The following is an 18175-nucleotide window of genomic DNA, read 5'->3' as shown; positions in this document are numbered from 1 at the left end:
TGTATCATAGGATTTTTTTATAAAAACTCGAATTAACAGGTACGTTTTGTCTTGTTTAGTTTTCAAAGAACTTGTTTACCGCTTCAGAAGCGACTAGAACATCTTATCACATCCAAGTTGTTAGTGTCAACAACTTTTTTGTTATTATGTTTTTTCGTTTCTTCGTCATCAGCGACGTATATTAATTTACCACCATATATAATCAAAGTCAACAATATTTTGCATTAAATAATAAACTTTTCAATTACGACTAAAGCTGCTACACCTGGAATGCCCAACAAACCACTAATTCCGCTCGTTACAGGGTTAATGGAAACATGAAGCCCTAAACTCTCGCCGAATAAATTGAGACAAAATAAAAAAAGAGCGCCTGCGACAAATTTTATTCCGATAAGCCCTAACCATTTGAATGGATTCGCTTGAACACCCGACATAAACAACAATAAAACAGCTAACAAAATTGAACCAATCACAATAACAGGTTCCATAATCCTCTCATCTCCTCTTCATATGAATAGTACAAGCATATGAGAGGATTATGGAAAATAGACCTGCTATCTCCAGTTGTTTAAACGTAAATTTCTCTTTTTCGCTTCTCTCAGATAGAAAAAGTACTTCGCTTGAGCAAGCTTTAATTCGAATAGAATGTCCGGTGAAGGCTCAACGCTATTTGCGACAAGCTTTTTTTGTCTGTTCCATTCTTCCTTTTGCTTAAAAAGCTGTTGAATTAATATCTCATCGAATTCTTTTCGAATTGATTTTCTGCGAAGAAAACCCATGGTACTTCTCCTTCCTACATCTCACGTCTGCCTTCTAGAGCCTTAGAAAGTGTGACTTCATCCGCATACTCTAAGTCTCCACCTACTGGGAGTCCGTGAGCAATGCGAGAGAGTTTAATTCCTGATGGTTTCAACAATCTAGAGATATACATGGCCGTTGCTTCTCCCTCAATGTTTGGATTGGTTGCAAGAATGACCTCTGTGACTTGATCGTCTTGCAATCTTTTTAATAGGTCAGGAATTTTAATATCCTCTGGCCCAATTCCGTCCATTGGTGAAATAGCACCATGAAGCACATGATATAAGCCGTTGTATTCTTTCATTTTTTCCATTGCGATCACATCTTTTGGATCCTGCACGACACAGATCACAGATTGATCTCTTCTTGTATCTTCACAAATATAGCAAGGATCCTGGTCGGTGATATGTCCGCAAACAGAACAATAAGTTAAATTACGCTTTGCATTAACAAGTGCCTTCGCAAAATCCAGCACGACATCTTCTTGCATACTAAGAACAAAAAAAGCCAGACGGACCGCAGTTTTAGGTCCGATTCCTGGCAATTTCATAAAGCTATCAATCAGCTTTGATATTGGTTCAGGATATTGCATCTTCAGTTATTCCTCCTAGAATAAACCTGGCATGTTCATTCCTTTTGTGAATTGACCCATTGTTTCATTCGTTAGTTCATCAACTTTTTTCAATGCATCATTTGTTGCTGCAAGTACAAGGTCTTGAAGCATATCGATGTCTTCAGGATCAACAACTTCTTCATTAATCGCCACATCAACGACTTCTTTTTGTCCATTTACTTTTACAGTGACCATGCCGCCACCTGCCGTACCTTCAAGGACTTTTTCTGCAAGCTCTTCTTGAGCCTTAGCCATATCCTTCTGCATTTTTTGCATTTGTTTCATCATTTTTTGCATATTTCCCATTCCACCGCGCATATGAACACCACTCTCTTTCAAATTGTTAATCTTTAATTTCAATTAAATCGGTTCCTACTAACTTCTTTGCTTCTGCAATTAATGGATCTTCTTCAGCAGAAGTTGCCTGACCATCTGCTTGTTCTTCAGGCTGATGATCTCTTAAAAATTCTTCTCTTATTTTACCCCATTGAGCGTCAGGAACGCCAACTAATTCCACTCTTTTTCCTAGCATAGATTCTAGCAGTTGCTCAAGATTGGTTCGAACACCACTTTTATCTTCAGCCACCATCTTACAATGTATTTCAAATTTGAATTTTAAAACAAAGGCATGAGTTGCCGCCGCAACTGGTTCACTATCTGTTAATAGCGCAGCGTGAGATACCTTATTTTGCTGTTTTAATTGAGCAAGAAGCTCTCCCCATTTGCCTTTTATTTTTTCTAGTTCCGGTCGCTTCGCTTCTTTTAAAATCTCATGAATTCGACCGACAGGTGCACGATAACCATTTTTATTACTCGTTTGAGGTCGAGGTGCTTCCGTTTTTGCTTGAGGACTCTGAGACTGAGTCATTGGAACACCCTCAGCTTTTAGCCTAGATAGCTCCTGTTCCAGCCTGTCTATTTTATTCGTTAACGCTGTTAGGTCGGAATCAGCCGGAGATGATACAGCACCAGCCGTTGACTGACAGAGCTTAACCACAGCTACTTCAAAGAAAATTCTAGGGTGGTTTGTCCATTTCATTTCCTGATGGCTTTTATTCAGCACTTCAATCGTTTCATAAAGAAACTGAGGTGCCACACGTTCTGAAAGAGCCACAAACTTATCGTCGACTTTGACTTTTTCAAGGACACCTTCAAGATCCGGTGCTGTTTTGTAAAGAAGCATATCTCTAAAGTAGAAGATCATATCCTCTATTAATTTCGCGGCATCTTTCCCCTGTTGAAGCAATTCATTTAACGTATCCAGCGCTATCGCAATATTTTGCTCAAAAATGGCTTCAGCAAGCTGACTAATGAAATGCTGAGATACAGCACCTGTAATGAGCAGTGCATCATCAATTGTGAGCTGTTCACCACTAAATGAGATCGCTTGGTCAAGGAGACTGAGTGCGTCACGCATGCCTCCATCTGCCGCACTAGCAATAATCTCGAGTGAACCCTCTTGTATATTTAGGCTTTCTGCATCTACAATTTTCTCCATTCGTCCAACTATATCTTTTGTCGTGATCCGTTTAAAATCAAATCTCTGACATCTTGATATGATGGTAAGAGGAATCTTATGAGGCTCTGTGGTAGCCAAAATAAAGATACAATGAGCAGGTGGTTCCTCTAGCGTTTTAAGAAGTGCATTAAATGCCCCGATAGAGAGCATATGTACCTCATCTATAATATAAACCTTATATGTAACCGCTGAAGGAGCAAATTTCACTTTATCACGTATATCCCGAATTTCATCTACCCCGTTATTTGAGGCAGCATCTATTTCAATCACGTCTGAAATCGAACCGGTCGTAATCCCTCTACAGGCATCACACTCATTACACGGCTCACTAACAGGTGACTTTTCACAGTTCACTGCTTTCGCAAAAATCTTGGCAGCACTTGTTTTACCTGTTCCTCTAGGACCTGAAAATAAGTAAGCATGAGAAAACTTTTTCTGCAAAAGGGCATTTTGCAACGTTTTTGTGATGTGTTCTTGTCCAACAACATCCTCAAAAACTTGAGGTCTGAACACTCGGTATAAAGCTTGATAACTCACAAATACGCCCTCCTCCATTTATCATCATGTTCATTATACATGATGCAACGATCAATTCAAAAGTACACCTTTATTTTCTAATAAACGAAAAAGAGCATTTCCTTTAAAGACTTTTTACTTTTCTTGATTAAAAAACGTGTTTTCTTGCTTTCTGAAAATGTCTGTCAGATCAACAAGAACATTCGTTCCCTTTATGAATTGCTTCAAAAATACCTCACCCGAAAATGGCTTTTTTACTATTTGTATAAACAAAACAACTGATATATTCTTTCAATAGCAACAAAAAACTCACCTAGATAAACTAGATGAGTTACATTTAATATTGATTTACCGTGCACCTTCTGTCGATTCGCTACCCCAAGCGTTACTTAAACAGTTAGCTCGGCCCAGGCAACCCTGCGGCACATGAGAGGTTTCACTTAATGCTGCTTCCTTCCGGACCTGACATGGTTCATGAATTCCCATTGCGCAGGACCCAGACGTCAACACCACTTATTTAAGGCAGACCTTGAAGTAAACGAACCTTGAGAAGGGATTCGGCCTCGCTAGAGCGGATTGCGAGTACAGGGCACCGCTACCTCCCCGCTTAGCACGGCAAAATGAATATTAAATTGTTGGTGACGCAGACATAAGTATACCTTCTAAGTGATAAAATTGCAAACGACATCCATTCATTTACTTTTCGCCTGCTTCTTACGCTGACGGAGGTCTCGAAAGAACTGACTTAACAGCTCACCACACTCATTTTCAAGCACACCGCCAATGACTTCAGACTGATGATTGAACCGCTCATCGTCCAATAAATTCATTAAAGTACCAGCACATCCACCTTTAGGATCATAGGCACCAAAAACGACCTTTTTCACTCTTGAAAGTACAATAGCGCCTGCACACATTGGGCACGGTTCGAGTGTAACATAAAGTACAGCATCTTCTAAACGCCAGCTACCAGTCATTTTACACGCTTCATCAATAGCAAGTAATTCCGCATGAGCAATTGATCGCTGTTCACTTTCCCTTAAATTGTGAGCACGGCTTACAATTTGATCATCAACAACGATGACGGCACCGATTGGAACTTCTCCTATTTGTTTTGCTTTCAAAGCTTCAGAAATAGCTTCTTGCATAAACTGTTCATCTTTCGTCATAGCACGGCTCTCTTTTCATGTTTTTTTAAAGGATATTGAGGTTAACATATTATCACAATCTTTTAAAGGGGGTCTTGATTTGCCAAAACAACAAAAGGCACTGCTTATTATTGACATGATCAATAATTTTGATTTCGAAATGGGACATGTGCTCGCTGAAAAAACAGAGCAAATGACCAATAAAATTTTAGCCCTTAAACAACACGCTTTCAAGAAAAATTGGCCAATTATCTATATCAACGACCACTATGGACTCTGGAAGGCTGATATCAAAGCTGTTATGGAAACATGTAAAAACGAAAGAAGTGCCCCTATTTTAGAGCAAATGGCACCATCTAAAGATGATTACTTCTTAATTAAACCTAAGCACTCTGCCTTTTACGGAACAGCACTAGAGACACTCCTAAATGAATTAGGTGTGCAAGAACTTATTTTAACTGGAATTGCCGGAAACATCTGTGTCCTGTTCACTGCAAATGACGCTTACATGCGAGAGTACAACCTCACTGTACCTAAAGATTGTATTGCTTCAAATGATGATAGGGACAACGAGTACGCTTTAACGATGATGGAGAACGTTCTTCTCGCCAAAATCACAACCACTAAAGAGATCACGGATGAAAATCAAACATGATTTACCCATCACCCTCATAAATTGTTAGCAATAACAAAGGGGGCGTTGACCATTCAAATTTATGTTGTCAAAAGAGGAGATACGTTAAATGAGATTGCCATGCGTTTTAAAACAACGGTAAATGAAATCATTCGGACCAACGACATCGAAACACCAAATCAACTAGTCGTTGGACAAACAATTGTCATCCCTATTAGAGGTCAATTTTATGAGGTCAAACAAAATGATACACTTTATCAAATTGGAAGAAGATTTCAAATTTCGGTAGAAGAATTGGCACGTGTGAATCGGATTCGACCTGAAGCTATATTGCCTATTCGCTTCTTGCTTTATATTCCACAAAGACCGAAAAGAAATATTAATTCTAATGCTTATATAGAACCACGCGGAAACCAAGTCAGCGAAAATTTAAAGCAAGCAGCCAGAGAGGCATCTCCATACTTAACACATCTCGGCGCTTTTAGTTTTCAAGCACAAAGAGACGGAACACTTCGCGAGCCACCATTAGATCAATTGCCTCAGATTGCCGCTCAAAGCAGAACGGTTTTATCCATGGTGGTCACAAATCTAGAGAATGATAAATTTAGTGATGAACTCGGGCGAATCCTTTTAACAAATCAATCTGTCAAAACGACATTATTAAATGAAATCGTCCGCGTTGCTCAAAAGTATCAATTAAAAGAAATCCATTTTGACTTTGAATATTTACGCCCTGTTGATAAAGAAGCCTACCTTCAATTTTTAAGAGAAGCAACAACTCGTTTTCATCAACAGGGTTGGACTATTTCTGTGGCACTCGCTCCTAAAACAAGCAGTGAACAGAAAGGAAAATGGTATGAGGCGCATGACTATGAAGCAATTGGAAAGATTGTTGATCATGTTGTGCTAATGACTTATGAGTGGGGCTACAGCGGTGGGCCTGCACAAGCCGTCTCTCCGATCGGCCCTGTCCGCCAAGTCATTGAATATGCACTGACTGTCATACCTGCCAATAAAATTGTGATGGGGCAGAATTTATATGGATATGATTGGACACTCCCTTATGTTCAAGGAGGCCCTATCGCCAAAGCCGTCAGCCCTCAACAAGCGATCGCCATTGCTAGAGAGAATAATGTATCTATTTTATATGACAAAACAGCACAAGCACCTTATTTCCGTTATACAGATGCTAACAACAAAGAACACGAGGTTTGGTTTGAAGATGCAAGATCCATTCAAGCCAAATTTAATCTCATTAAAGAGTTAAACCTAAATGGAATTGCTTACTGGAAATTAGGTCTATCCTTCCCACAAAACTGGTTGTTGTTATCAGATCAATTTAATATTGAAAAAAGAACGACATCGTAATTCATACGCTCTATCTCTCAGAAGGGGTATGGTACAATATACATTGGTTTGACAACTTTATAGATAGAGGAGAACGCCTATGTATCCTGCCCCTTTTATTGCAGTGGAAGGCCCAATTGGAGCCGGAAAAACAACCTTGGCTACAATGCTTTCAAAGGAATTTCAATTTCCTTTAGTAAAAGAAATTGTAGAAGAAAATCCATTCTTAGATAAATTTTATGAAGATATGGAACAATGGAGCTTTCAGCTTGAGATGTTCTTTCTATGCAATCGGTTTAAACAGTTAGAATCTATTGAAGAGAACTATGTCAAAAAACAGCAGCCGATTGTCACTGATTATCATGTCTATAAAAATATGATCTTTGCAGAAAGAACCTTATCCAAAAAGCACATGGATAAATACAGAAAGATCTATCACTTGCTGACAGATGATCTTCCTAAACCAAATGCCATGATCTATATAAAAGCCAGCCTTCCCACCTTACTTGATAGAATAAAGATGAGAGGCCGATCTTTTGAAGAAGACATTGATCCAGCTTATTTAAAAACTCTGATTGAAGATTATGAGTTAGCCATCGAGCATTTAAAACAAACTGACCCAGGTCTTCCTATCATTACAATTGAAGGCGATCATACAGACTTCGTTTCCTCACAGCAAGATTACCAGCAAATTGTACAGAACATAAAGGAGCAAGTACTATGAAAAATATTGAAATACCAAAGGATGCTGTCATTACAATTGCAGGGACAGTTGGTGTCGGAAAATCGACCATGACGAAAACAATAGCGGACAAGCTAGGATTTCAAACTTCTCTCGAAAAAGTAGATGATAATCCATACTTAGAGCCTTTTTATTCAGATTTCCAAAGATGGAGCTTTCATTTACAGGTCTATTTTCTAGCTGAACGTTTTAAGGAGCAGAAACGAATCTTCGAGTCTGGTGGAGGTTATGTACAAGATCGGTCCATTTATGAGGACACTGGTATTTTTGCTAAAATGCACGCAGACAAAGGTACCATGTCAGAGGTAGACTATGAAACGTATACGAGTCTATTTGAGGCGATGGTGATGACACCTTACTTCCCTCACCCAGATGTCCTTATCTACTTACATGGGGATTTAGATCATATATTACATCGTATTGAAGAGCGCGGGAGAGAGATGGAAACTCAAACCGATCGAGCATATTGGGAAGAAATGTACACTAGATATACAGAATGGATCGAACAATTTGATTTGTGCCCTGTGATTAAAATTAACATTGAAGATTATGACTTACTTCATGATGAAAGCTCACTTGATCCAATTCTTCATGAAATTGCTTCTGTTATTCAAAAAAATCGCTCTAACACAAAATAAAAAAAACCGCTGCATTTCTCGAATGCAGCGGTTTGACAATTTCCAATTTTTATGCGTTTCAATTCAACTAAGGTAAAATCAATATGGCGGAGGAAGAGGGATTCGAACCCCCGCGGGCTTTGACACCCCTGTCGGTTTTCAAGACCGATCCCTTCAGCCGGACTTGGGTATTCCTCCGTATCGACAAGAATTAATATATCATATCATCTTATTTTAAGTCAACATCTTTTCGAAAAAAATTTCAATATTTGATTTTGGTATGAAGTTTAGCCTATAAAAAGCAGCCGATTATCGGCTGCTCTTCATTTATTACGTATCCTGTCTAATTTCTTCAATAAAAGTATTCATCTCTTCTTTAAAATCATTTAATGACTCAATAATCTTTGTAAAGTCTGTCACTTGTTTAGCTTGTTCGTTTGTTGAACTGCTGATTTGTGAGATATTTTCAGATAAAGTGCCAATGCTGTCTTGGATTTCTTTTAAAAATGCATTAATGGTTTCAGCTGCTTCCTTTGATCCATCTGATAACTTACGTACCTCGTCTGCAACAACAGCAAAGCCTTTTCCATTTTCACCTGCTCTTGCCGCTTCAATTGCAGCATTGAGTCCTAACAGGTTTGTTTGTCTCGCAATACCGCCAATGGTTTTGACGACTTCTTCAATGTTTGCGGATTTCTCTTCTGCTCTTCCGGCCTGCTCACTAATTTCTAAGCTTGTCGCAGCCAGTTCTTGAGAATGAGCAGCAATTTGCTCAATTCCACCTTGTAACTCTTTCGCTACTTTATTGATATGTTCCATATAGCCGCTTAATTTCTTCTCACGATGATGTGAAAAAGCCACTAAAAAAGAGCCAATCACTTTTCTATCTTCATCAAAAATCGGATAACCTTTTACAGCAATTTCATAACCATATAAAGACTCTGGCAAATGCCCATCATATTCTTGTCCTCTTAATGTCGTCGCCACGTTTTGGTCCTCTGGGTTTAAAGCGTCCCCTACTTTAATGCCAAAATCTACTGTGGTCGATGGATAATAGCAAAGTACCTTTTCTGTATCAGTGATGCCGAAAAGGACACTTTCATCTAGAACTTTTCTGAGTAATTGAGCCATTTCAACATAATAGTCAAGCCTATTCAAGGTTATTCCTTCTTTCCTAGATGCTTTTAGTTCTTTTATCGGCTTATTTTAGAAAAGCTGTAGAAGTTTAGGTAAAAAGAATAAGATGCCATGACGGCATCTTATTTTATCACTTCTTTATTTCCCATATAAGGACGTAACACCTCAGGAATGATCACTGTTCCATCCTCTTGTTGATAGTTTTCTAAAATGGCTGCAACAGTTCTTCCTACTGCTAAACCAGATCCATTTAATGTGTGGACGTGTTCTGGCTTTGCTTTAGGCTCAGGGCGGAAACGAATGTTTGCTCGTCTCGCTTGGAACGCTTCAAAGTTACTGCAAGAAGAAATTTCACGATACGTATTTTGGCTTGGAATCCATACTTCGATATCGTATTTCTTCGCAGCCGTAAAGCCTAAATCTCCTGTACACATGCTCATGACACGGTATGGCAGGTTCAATAATTGAAGAACTTTTTCTGCTTGGTTTGTTAGTTTCTCTAATTCTTCATAAGAATCTTCTGGTCTGACAAATTTCACAAGCTCTACTTTGTTAAATTGGTGCTGACGGATGAGTCCGCGTGTATCTCTGCCGGCAGAACCAGCTTCTGATCTAAAGCAAGCACTAAATGCTGCATAATTGATTGGCAGCTGCTCTCCTTCAAGAATTTCGTCACGGTGCATGTTCGTAATTGGCACTTCAGCCGTTGGAATGAGGAAATAATCTTCTTCTCGAATTTTAAAAGCATCCTCTTCAAACTTTGGAAGCTGTCCAGTTCCTGTCATGCTTGCTCTGTTGACCATATAAGGTGGTAGTACTTCAGTAAAACCAAATTCATCTACGTGTAAATCCAGCATAAAGTTATAAAGTGCCCGCTCTAACCGTGCGCCTAGCCCTTTATAAAAAACGAAACGGCTTCCTGTCACTTTTCCTGCACGTTCAAAATCTAAAATCTTCAGCTCATCTGCTACATCCCAATGCGGCTTTGGTTCAAATGAGAAGGCTGGCTGTTCGCCCCATTTTCTCACTTCAATGTTGTCATCTTCTGTTTCACCGACTGGTACAGAATCATGAGGGATGTTTGGAATTGAGAACAGGATGGTTTGCAGGCTTTCCTCTACTGTTCTTAATTCATCATCTAACTTCTTAATCTCATCGCCTACCTCACGCATTTCTTGAATAATGTGATCGGCGTCTTTCTTTTCTCTTTTTAGAACAGCCACTTGCTGTGATACTTCATTTCTTCGGCTCTTTAATACTTCTGTTTTGCCGATTAATTCTCTTCTTTTTTGATCCAGTTCACCAAACTTATCAAAATCCGCTAAATCTTCACCTCGATGGGCTAATTTTTCTTTGATTTGATCAAAATCCGTGCGCAGTTGTTTAATATCCAGCATGTGTAACACTCCTTTTTTATCGAAAAATAAAAAGAGCTCTCATCCCATGAAAGGGACGAGAGCTCTCGCGTTGCCACCCTGATTGAAAACACGCCAAAAGCATGCTTTCCTCTTTCCTCTGTAACGGCATCACCGTAAATGCTTACTTCGTGTTTCAGCATTTCGCTCAAGGATGGATTCAGAATGCATCTTTCACCGATTCTCACCAACCATCGGCTCTCTGAGAAAGAGGGGCTTCTTACTATTTCCCGTCAACGCTTTTTCGATCTTTGATTGTGATTTTAATGTACTATAAGTTTTATCTCTTTTCAACCGTTTTATACAGCAAGCTTCGTTTTATAGGACTCCACCATCTCAACAAACAGCTGTGTTAACCGGTGGTCATCTGTCAGCTCTGGATGAAAAGAACAACCTAAGATATTGTTTTCTTTCGCCATCACAATCCTGCCGTCATACTCAGCCATGACCTCTACGCTCTCATCTACGCTGATGATATGAGGCGCACGGATGAACACTCCTGTAAACGGCGCATCCAGTCCTTTCACTTCTACATCTGCTTCAAAGCTGTCTACCTGCCTGCCAAACGAATTACGTGCAACAGATACATTTAACAGTCCAAGATGAGCATCTTCTCGATCTTCTATATGCTTTGCCAGCATAATCAAACCGGCACAAGTCCCAAATATCGGTTTACCTTGAGCAGCGAACGCTTTAATCGGTTCAATGAATTGGTACGTATCCATGAGTCTTCTCATCGTCGTACTTTCACCACCAGGGATAATGAGACCGTCAACAATTTCTAACTCCTCTACCCGTTTGATGATCTTTCCCGCTGCGCCACACGCTTCAATCGATTGAATATGCTCTCTCACCGCTCCTTGAAGCCCTAGTACACCAATTGTTAGCATGTTCGTTTGCGCTCCCTTAATTACCAGCCACGCTCTTGCATACGCTCTTCTGGCAATAGATTTGAAATTTCAATTCCTTTCATCGCTGTTCCAAGCTCTTTAGAAAGCTCTGCAATTAGACGGTAATCTGTGAAATGAGTCGTTGCTTCTACAATCGCTTTTGCAAACTTAGCTGGATTGTCTGATTTGAAGATACCAGAGCCGACAAATACACCATCTGCTCCAAGCTGCATCATTAATGCTGCATCTGCTGGTGTCGCAACACCTCCAGCTGCAAAGTTTACAACTGGCAATTTGCCTTCTTTTTTAATTTGAACCAATAATTCATAAGGTGCGCCCAGATTCTTGGCTTCTGTCATCAATTCATCTTCACTCATTGCCGCCACTTTACGAATTTGAGCATTGACCTTTCTCATATGACGAACAGCTTCTACAATATTTCCTGTACCAGGCTCACCTTTTGTACGTAGCATTGAAGCGCCTTCTGCAATACGGCGAGTCGCCTCACCTAGATCACGGCAGCCACATACGAAAGGAACCGTGTATTCATTTTTATTTAAATGGAATTCCTCATCTGCGGGCGTCAGCACTTCACTCTCATCAATATAATCAACACCAAGTGCTTCAAGAACACGAGCTTCCACGATGTGGCCGATACGTGCTTTTGCCATGACTGGAATCGTTACTGCATTTTGTACTTCTTCCACGATTCTTGGGTCTGCCATACGGGCAACACCGCCTGCTGCACGGATATCAGCTGGTACTCGTTCTAGTGCCATTACTGCCACTGCGCCTGCTTCTTCTGCGATTTTTGCCTGCTCAGCATTGACGACATCCATAATGACGCCACCTTTTTGCATTTCTGCCATTCCACGTTTTACTCGTTCAGTTCCCTTATTGCTCACAATTGTTTCCTCCCATTTGTCTATTCGATTAATTCAACACCTTTATCATACAAGCGTTAGAGTATAACAATAAAGAGAATAGTATAACAATTCAATCAGCTCACAAAAAAGAAGAAACCCTTATATATCAAGGTTTCATAGTTAAAAAAGCATCATTCCCTCTTTTAAGTGTTATTAACATGTTATAATACATCTATAACAATTCGAAAACATCTATAACAATTCCACACCCATTGGAGGATTTTCATGCATATTGATATCCATCGACATTCAGATACATCTCTTTCGAATCAGATCTACTATTCCATCGTTGATCACATTCAATCAGGTCTGCTTCAACAAGGCGATAAGCTGCCGACTGTACGTGATCTAGCGAAACAGCTGAATGTAAGTCTTGTCACAGTAGCAAAAGCCTATACACGGCTTAAGGACGACGGATTTTTAACGACTGTACAAGGAAAAGGTACGTTTGTGAATGAGCAGCATGAGCAAACTGACATCCCGGTTCAGTCATCTACTTCTTTCGATTGGCAGTTATCGATCCCTGATTATTTACCAAGGTCTCAATTCGCTCAGTATCACTATGTCGAAGAAGCCATTAATCTTTCTTCCTCTATGATTGATCCTGGTCTTTTACCTAACCGGTATTTAGAAAAAGAAATGCAGCATGTCCTAGCCCGGCATCCTCAAATCATGTCAAAATACGGAGAAATACAAGGTGACCTTCAGCTTCGTCAGGTCATTCAATCATTTCTAGAAAAATTAGATGTCCCTTCTACTCCTGAAAATATCCTTGTCACTAGCGGTTCTCAGCAAGGGCTTGATTTAGTAGCACGTACATTTATCGGGCCGGATGATGTAGTTGTCATGGAGGCGCCCACCTATCCAGGCGCAATTGATGTCTTTATGGGGAGAGGGGCTCGAATTATTACGGTTCCTGTCGATCATGAAGGAATGAACATGAAACAGCTTCAAAGCATTTGTGATAAATATAAACCAAAGCTCATCTATACCATTCCTACTTTTCACAGTCCTACAGGCGCCAGTATGTCGATGAAACGAAGAAAGCAGCTGCTTTTACTGGCACAAAGCATTGATTGTCTCATTGTAGAGGATGATCCTTATCGTGAGCTTTATTTTGAAAAGAAACCGCCGGCACCCATTAAAAGCCTAGATCACGATGGACACGTCATTTATTTACGAGGATTAAGCAAGACACTGGCTCCAGGATGCAGGATTGGAATCATTACAGCGTCAGGCTCTATATTTAACCGTTTATTAGCTGCAAAAGCCAATAATGATTTAGGGAGCCCGCTTCTCACCCAAAAGGCGATCTTACCGTTTCTCACTTCCAAGAAAATGATCGATCATACGAAAAAATTAAGAACTGCCTTGAAGGTGAGACGCGATTTGATGATGGATGTGTTGACAAAACATGCGCCAAAGGACGTCACGTGGCAAATCCCACAGGGCGGGCTCAATTTGTGGCTTAGCTTTCCTTCCTGGGTCGATACACGTGCCCTATTACATGAGGCACGGAAGCAGCAAATCACCTTCCTGCCTGGCTCTGTCTGCTATCCTGGAGAGCCGAAGCAGAATTATATACGTCTCAGTTTTTCTTATGTGAACGAAAAGGCACTGACAGAAGGGATGGAAAAGTTATGTGGTATTTTTCAGCAGGCCTTGTCTACACCTCAAAACCACAAACAATCTCTTTTCTTTTAACGATAAAAAAACTGCTCTCACATATAGAGAGCAGTTTTTTTATTAGAACCAACCTTTTACTGTGTCGACGATTCCGCCCCAAATGCCAGCGAAGAATCCACCTACACCACGCATTGCAAGGATGAACCAGTTTGCTTTTTCATCACCTGTTTTCGTCACAAGCTCAACACCTGATTGGTCTTTACTCAAATAGCCGTAGTCCTTCTCATCACCAGAATAAGAAGTCGTCAGCATGCCAACCTTCGTTCCTTTTTTAATAGGAGCTTCTAGGTTCTTTTTATCAATATTTACTTTCGCTTTATAGCTCTTCTCATCACCATTTTTAACCGGTACAGAGAAAGCTTCTTTCGTCACGACGGGTACTTCTTTATCTTTCCCTTTATCGACTTCGATGTTTTCATGTCCCTTGATTTGTTGGCCTTTTTTGTACATTTCTTTCATCGTGAAGTTTTTAAAGGCATAATCGAACAATTTTTTCGCCACATCGAAACGAGCTGTATGAAGATTCCCTTTAGCATTCAGGACAACTGCGATCACACGCATGTCACCACGTTTTGCTGTACCTGTGAAGCTAGAACCAGCTGAATCAGTAGAGCCCGTTTTCAGACCGTCTACGCCTTCATATTCTTTCACAAGTCCTTTAAGCATAAAGTTCCAGTTTGGCATGTCCATTTCATCATCTGTGCCTTCTCTGAACTTTGTTTTCGCGATGCTTGCTGTTTCAAGAATTTCTGGGTGATCTTTGATGAGATGCTGTGCAAGCAAAGCCATATCCTTTGCGGAAACTTCACTTTCTTCATCAGGACCCGTACCTTTTGGCTGTTTGCCATGTAAGTCTTTATTTTCTAATCCAGTTGCATTCACGAATTTGTAATTGGTTAAGCCAAGTTCTTTTGCTTTTGCGTTCATTTTTTCAACAAACTTCGACTCTGATCCAGCGATTACCTCTGCTAGACCAATTGCTGCTGCATTTGCTGAATAAATAGCCGTTGCTTGATAAAGTTCTTTGACAGTATACGAACCATCTTTTCTCAATGGAACATTGGATAAACTGCGGTCCTGAGAAATTTCGTACACGTAATCATCTGGCGTATATGTTTGATCCCATTTCACTTTGCCTTCAGCAATCGCCTCTAGTAATAGATACTCTGTCATCATCTTTGCCATACTTGCAATAGGCAGTCTTTGTTCTGCGTTTTTACTATAAAGAATTTTACCTGTAGAAGCTTCAATAAGGATGGCTGCTTTCGCATTCACATTGAATGGATCTTCAGCCGCTTTTGCTTTGGACATTGGGGTAAATGCAGTAACAATCAATGCCAATGCAAGGATAGAGACCATAAGCTGTTTCAACATCTTGCTGTTCAATCGTCATACCTCCGTATTCATCTTTTTTCGACGTTTTTCATATATATTTAATCCACAAGGGCTTATTTCGACACAACAGTATAAATTTTATCACAATAAAGACAAAAAAAATAGACAGAGTCATAGACCCTGTCAAATGTAATTTGATTGTCACAATTTATCAAGAAATTGTGTAGTTTGGTGATTCTTTTGTAATTTGTACATCATGTGGATGACTCTCACGAAGACCTGCACCTGTCATGCGAATGAATTGTGCTTCTTCTCTAAGAGTACGTAAGTCCTGTGTTCCACAGTAGCCCATACCAGAGCGAATACCGCCAACGAGTTGGTAAACAGTGTCAACAACTGGTCCTTTATATGGTGTACGTCCTTCGATACCTTCTGGAACGAATTTTTTATTATCTTCTTGGAAGTAACGATCTTTACTTCCTTTTTCCATTGCAGCAACAGAACCCATACCACGATATACTTTGAAACGTCTACCTTGGAAAATTTCTGTTTCTCCTGGGCTTTCAGATGTACCAGCAAGAAGGCTTCCCAGCATAACAGCATGTCCACCAGAAGCTAATGCTTTCACGATATCACCTGAATATTTAATTCCACCATCTGCAATAATAGATTTACCATGTTTTCTTGCTTCTGTTGCACAGTCATAAATCGCTGTGATTTGTGGTACACCGACCCCTGCAACAACACGTGTTGTACAAATCGATCCTGGTCCAATACCCACTTTTACAATATCTGCTCCAGCTTCAAACAATGCTTTTGTTGCTTCAGCTGTTGCAACGTTACCAGCAATGATATTAAGAGAAGGATACGTTTCACGGATTTTCGATACAGTGTCTAGAACACCTTGAGAATGACCGTGTGCTGTATCAATGACGATCACATCAACATTGGCTTCTACTAATTTTTTCACACGAGTCATTGTATCGCCAGTGACACCTACAGCGGCACCAACAATTAAACGGCCATGTGCATCTTTAGAGGAGTTAGGGAATTCGATCACTTTTTCAATATCTTTGATGGTGATGAGACCTTTTAATGTTCCTTCGTCATCTAAAAGAGGTAATTTTTCAATTTTATATTGCTGAAGGATTTTTTCAGCTTCTTCTAATGTTGTTCCAACAGAAGCTGTCACAAGTTCCTCTTTTGTCATCACGTCGCTAATCTTCATTGAATAATCCGAAATAAAACGAAGGTCACGGTTCGTAATAATCCCAACAAGCTTTTGATCTTGTTCGTTATTGACAATTGGTACACCAGAAATACGATATTTACCCATTAAATGTTCCGCATCGAATACTTGATGATCCGGTGTTAAGAAAAATGGATTTGTAATAACACCGCGCTCTGAACGTTTTACTTTGTCCACTTGTTCAGCTTGCTGCTCAATAGACATGTTCTTATGGATGATTCCAAGACCACCTTGACGTGCCATTGCAATCGCCATTTGTGATTCCGTCACAGTATCCATTCCTGCACTAATAATTGGAATGTTCAACTTTAAAGTGCTTGTTAACTCAACTGATAAATTGACATCACGCGGAAGCACCTCAGACTTTGCTGGAACAAGCAACACGTCGTCAAACGTCAAACCTTCTTTTGAAAATTTACTTTCCCACATTAGTAAATCCCCCTCTTTTCGGCAAAATATTATATGTAGATTATCAACTAGGAAACAGCATGTCAAGGAAGCAACAAACAGTTGCAATTTTTAGAAAATATAAAGAGAGTTGAGGAAGAAGATGAAAAGTTCAGGATGGAAGGATTTAAAACGTTTTTACTCACTTGAAACTTCCCAAAAGTTTCTATTTCAACAGTACGAGAAACGGAACATTCAGGAGGCAAACCAGCAGGCCTATAAAAACTGTGAACGATTTATTTACTTTTTAAAGCATGGTCATACATTTTATGACCAAGCCGCATCAGCTCCACTTGAACTAAAACCGATTTTATTGTTTTATGGAATGGCACAGCTGTTAAAGGCATGTTTGCTGACAGTGGATCCCGACTATCCTTCTCAAACCTCTGTCTTAGCTCACGGTGTAACCTCAAGAAAAAGAAAGAAGCAACATTATCGTTTTAGTGAGGATGAAGTCAAGATTCAGCGAAACGGATTATGTATGCATGTATTAAAGCACTTATTTCATTTAAATGGTCTTGAAGATGAACGATTTACGATGATCAATCTCCTTTCAAAAATACCTGAAATGGGTCATATTCTGGAGTTTCAAAAACAACCCTCTACTTTAGTGAAAGTAGAACAAGCAAATGGCATGTTGATTCAAGATCATATTCCCTTGCTCTATAACATGTCTGCCGAACGTTTTATTGAATATTTTGAGTTCCATACAACTTGGAAGCTTAAGCAACGAGAAGCTAAAAAACTAACATTTGATGTATTTTCAGAAGAAAACCCTGCTCTTGCTACTCATCTTCATTATGATTTAGAGATGAATCAATGGTTCATTCCAGCAACACGAGATGCCTTTTTAGGGATTCCTGAGATTATTAGCCATTACTTGTTAATGTATAACCTCAGTATGATTGCCCGCTACGAAACAGAATGGTGGTACGAGCTTTTATCTCAATATATTAGTGATGATTATGTCATGATTGAACGTTATATGGAGATTGCAGAGGACAAGTTTCCGGCTTATATCATGATGCTGCTAGAAGAAAACACAAAAAAGACCAGTTCCGACTGGAACTGATCCTTTGAAAAGCTTGGCGGCGTCCTACTCTCACAGGGGGAAACCCCCAACTACCATCGGCGCTGAAGAGCTTAACTTCCGTGT

General features: G+C 39.8%; 17 protein-coding genes, 1 tRNA gene, 1 rRNA gene, 1 other RNA gene, 1 pseudogene and 1 other annotated feature. Of the genes and pseudogenes, 6 read left to right on the top strand and 15 right to left on the bottom strand.

Annotation, left to right across the window (positions count from 1 at the left end; translation table 11 throughout):
- Positions 1-224: 224 nt before the first annotated feature.
- From FXF70_RS18785 to tadA, 7 genes are all read right to left on the bottom strand, one after another.
- On the bottom strand, positions 225-488 hold the full coding sequence (locus FXF70_RS18785; RefSeq protein ID WP_012009068.1) for a pro-sigmaK processing inhibitor BofA family protein: 264 nt from the start codon (positions 486-488) through the stop codon (positions 225-227).
- A 66-nt stretch (positions 489-554) separates the two neighbouring features.
- The gene (locus tag FXF70_RS18780; protein WP_008342008.1) at positions 555-779 is read right to left on the bottom strand and encodes a YaaL family protein; all 225 of its coding nucleotides are present in this window, start codon (positions 777-779) and stop codon (positions 555-557) included.
- A gap of 14 nt (positions 780-793) precedes the next feature.
- On the bottom strand, positions 794-1390 hold the full coding sequence (gene recR / locus FXF70_RS18775; protein WP_003218094.1) for a recombination protein RecR: 597 nt from the start codon (positions 1388-1390) through the stop codon (positions 794-796).
- A 15-nt stretch (positions 1391-1405) separates the two neighbouring features.
- The gene (locus tag FXF70_RS18770; protein WP_008342011.1) at positions 1406-1729 is read right to left on the bottom strand and encodes a YbaB/EbfC family nucleoid-associated protein; all 324 of its coding nucleotides are present in this window, start codon (positions 1727-1729) and stop codon (positions 1406-1408) included.
- 25 nt (positions 1730-1754) lie between these two features.
- On the bottom strand, positions 1755-3467 hold the full coding sequence (dnaX, locus tag FXF70_RS18765) for a DNA polymerase III subunit gamma/tau (RefSeq protein ID WP_148780892.1): 1713 nt from the start codon (positions 3465-3467) through the stop codon (positions 1755-1757).
- A gap of 330 nt (positions 3468-3797) precedes the next feature.
- Positions 3798-4062, bottom strand: an RNA gene (ffs, locus tag FXF70_RS18760) — signal recognition particle sRNA large type.
- Between the two features lie 76 nt (positions 4063-4138).
- Positions 4139-4615: a tRNA adenosine(34) deaminase TadA gene (gene tadA / locus FXF70_RS18755; RefSeq protein ID WP_008342015.1), complete on the bottom strand. Its 477-nt coding sequence runs from the start codon at positions 4613-4615 to the stop codon at positions 4139-4141.
- A 79-nt stretch (positions 4616-4694) separates the two neighbouring features.
- Here tadA and FXF70_RS18750 point away from each other — a divergent pair, with 79 nt between their 5' ends.
- The 4 genes from FXF70_RS18750 (at position 4695) to FXF70_RS18735 (ending at position 7955) form a co-directional block, all read left to right on the top strand.
- The gene (locus FXF70_RS18750; protein WP_041091587.1) at positions 4695-5249 is read left to right on the top strand and encodes a cysteine hydrolase family protein; all 555 of its coding nucleotides are present in this window, start codon (positions 4695-4697) and stop codon (positions 5247-5249) included.
- Between the two features lie 99 nt (positions 5250-5348).
- A complete protein-coding gene (locus FXF70_RS18745) occupies positions 5349-6596 on the top strand; it encodes a glycoside hydrolase family 18 protein (protein ID WP_231131739.1) in 1248 nt (415 codons plus the stop codon).
- Positions 6597-6675: 79 nt separating this feature from the next.
- A complete protein-coding gene (locus FXF70_RS18740; protein WP_017366700.1) occupies positions 6676-7299 on the top strand; it encodes a deoxynucleoside kinase in 624 nt (207 codons plus the stop codon).
- On the top strand, positions 7296-7955 hold the full coding sequence (locus tag FXF70_RS18735; RefSeq protein ID WP_024719578.1) for a deoxynucleoside kinase: 660 nt from the start codon (positions 7296-7298) through the stop codon (positions 7953-7955). Before FXF70_RS18740 ends, FXF70_RS18735 begins: the two co-directional genes overlap by 4 nt.
- Positions 7956-8039: 84 nt before the next feature.
- Here FXF70_RS18735 and FXF70_RS18730 read toward each other — a convergent pair.
- The 5 genes and pseudogenes from FXF70_RS18730 to pdxS all read right to left on the bottom strand — a co-directional run bounded on the left by FXF70_RS18730 (position 8040) and on the right by pdxS (position 12281).
- Positions 8040-8132, bottom strand: a tRNA-Ser gene (locus FXF70_RS18730).
- 132 nt (positions 8133-8264) lie between these two features.
- Positions 8265-8597, bottom strand: a pseudogene (locus FXF70_RS19470) (methyl-accepting chemotaxis protein); the annotation flags it as partial.
- Between the two features lie 596 nt (positions 8598-9193).
- On the bottom strand, positions 9194-10468 hold the full coding sequence (gene serS, locus FXF70_RS18720) for a serine--tRNA ligase (RefSeq protein WP_008342028.1): 1275 nt from the start codon (positions 10466-10468) through the stop codon (positions 9194-9196).
- A gap of 48 nt (positions 10469-10516) precedes the next feature.
- Positions 10517-10732: a binding site (T-box leader), on the bottom strand.
- 53 nt (positions 10733-10785) lie between these two features.
- Positions 10786-11376 (bottom strand): pyridoxal 5'-phosphate synthase glutaminase subunit PdxT, encoded by a 591-nt coding sequence (gene pdxT, locus FXF70_RS18715; protein WP_148780891.1) that lies wholly within the window; start codon positions 11374-11376, stop codon positions 10786-10788.
- A 20-nt stretch (positions 11377-11396) separates the two neighbouring features.
- Complete coding sequence (gene pdxS, locus FXF70_RS18710; protein ID WP_025206589.1) at positions 11397-12281, bottom strand: pyridoxal 5'-phosphate synthase lyase subunit PdxS; 885 nt, start codon at positions 12279-12281, stop codon at positions 11397-11399.
- A gap of 246 nt (positions 12282-12527) precedes the next feature.
- Here pdxS and pdxR point away from each other — a divergent pair, with 246 nt between their 5' ends.
- The gene (gene pdxR, locus FXF70_RS18705; protein ID WP_148780890.1) at positions 12528-14006 is read left to right on the top strand and encodes a MocR-like pyridoxine biosynthesis transcription factor PdxR; all 1479 of its coding nucleotides are present in this window, start codon (positions 12528-12530) and stop codon (positions 14004-14006) included.
- 42 nt (positions 14007-14048) lie between these two features.
- Here the strand turns inward: pdxR and FXF70_RS18700 are convergent, their stop codons facing one another.
- Positions 14049-15374, bottom strand: a complete 1326-nt coding sequence (locus tag FXF70_RS18700) for a D-alanyl-D-alanine carboxypeptidase family protein (protein ID WP_008342036.1) — start codon at positions 15372-15374, stop codon at positions 14049-14051.
- Positions 15375-15534: 160 nt separating this feature from the next.
- Complete coding sequence (gene guaB, locus FXF70_RS18695; RefSeq protein WP_008342039.1) at positions 15535-17001, bottom strand: IMP dehydrogenase; 1467 nt, start codon at positions 16999-17001, stop codon at positions 15535-15537.
- Positions 17002-17122: 121 nt separating this feature from the next.
- Here guaB and FXF70_RS18690 point away from each other — a divergent pair, with 121 nt between their 5' ends.
- The gene (locus tag FXF70_RS18690; protein ID WP_039962409.1) at positions 17123-18091 is read left to right on the top strand and encodes a YaaC family protein; all 969 of its coding nucleotides are present in this window, start codon (positions 17123-17125) and stop codon (positions 18089-18091) included.
- 11 nt (positions 18092-18102) lie between these two features.
- Here FXF70_RS18690 and rrf read toward each other — a convergent pair.
- Positions 18103-18175 (bottom strand): 5S ribosomal RNA (gene rrf / locus FXF70_RS19490); the annotation flags it as partial.

The organism is Bacillus sp. Y3 (assembly GCF_008123875.1).
Taxonomy (GTDB): domain Bacteria; phylum Bacillota; class Bacilli; order Bacillales; family Bacillaceae; genus Bacillus; species Bacillus altitudinis.
Note: the sequence above shows the minus strand (reverse complement) of the source record. Positions and strands in the feature narration are given on the sequence as shown.

Bases quoted from the DNA above. Each gene is read 5' to 3' on its own strand.
- serS (WP_008342028.1), bottom strand. From the start codon at position 10,468: ATGCTGGATATTAAACAACTGCGCACGGATTTTGATCAAATCAAAGAA.
- FXF70_RS18735 (WP_024719578.1), top strand. From the start codon at position 7,296: ATGAAAAATATTGAAATACCAAAGGATGCTGTCATTACAATTGCAGGG.
- FXF70_RS18740 (WP_017366700.1), top strand. From the start codon at position 6,676: ATGTATCCTGCCCCTTTTATTGCAGTGGAAGGCCCAATTGGAGCCGGA.
- guaB (WP_008342039.1), bottom strand. From the start codon at position 17,001: ATGTGGGAAAGTAAATTTTCAAAAGAAGGTTTGACGTTTGACGACGTG.
- pdxT (WP_148780891.1), bottom strand. From the start codon at position 11,376: ATGCTAACAATTGGTGTACTAGGGCTTCAAGGAGCGGTGAGAGAGCAT.
- FXF70_RS18780 (WP_008342008.1), bottom strand. From the start codon at position 779: ATGGGTTTTCTTCGCAGAAAATCAATTCGAAAAGAATTCGATGAGATA.
- FXF70_RS18690 (WP_039962409.1), top strand. From the start codon at position 17,123: ATGAAAAGTTCAGGATGGAAGGATTTAAAACGTTTTTACTCACTTGAA.
- FXF70_RS18770 (WP_008342011.1), bottom strand. From the start codon at position 1,729: ATGCGCGGTGGAATGGGAAATATGCAAAAAATGATGAAACAAATGCAA.
- FXF70_RS18745 (WP_231131739.1), top strand. From the start codon at position 5,349: ATGCGTTTTAAAACAACGGTAAATGAAATCATTCGGACCAACGACATC.
- recR (WP_003218094.1), bottom strand. From the start codon at position 1,390: ATGCAATATCCTGAACCAATATCAAAGCTGATTGATAGCTTTATGAAA.
- FXF70_RS18785 (WP_012009068.1), bottom strand. From the start codon at position 488: ATGGAACCTGTTATTGTGATTGGTTCAATTTTGTTAGCTGTTTTATTG.
- pdxR (WP_148780890.1), top strand. From the start codon at position 12,528: ATGCATATTGATATCCATCGACATTCAGATACATCTCTTTCGAATCAG.
- tadA (WP_008342015.1), bottom strand. From the start codon at position 4,615: ATGACGAAAGATGAACAGTTTATGCAAGAAGCTATTTCTGAAGCTTTG.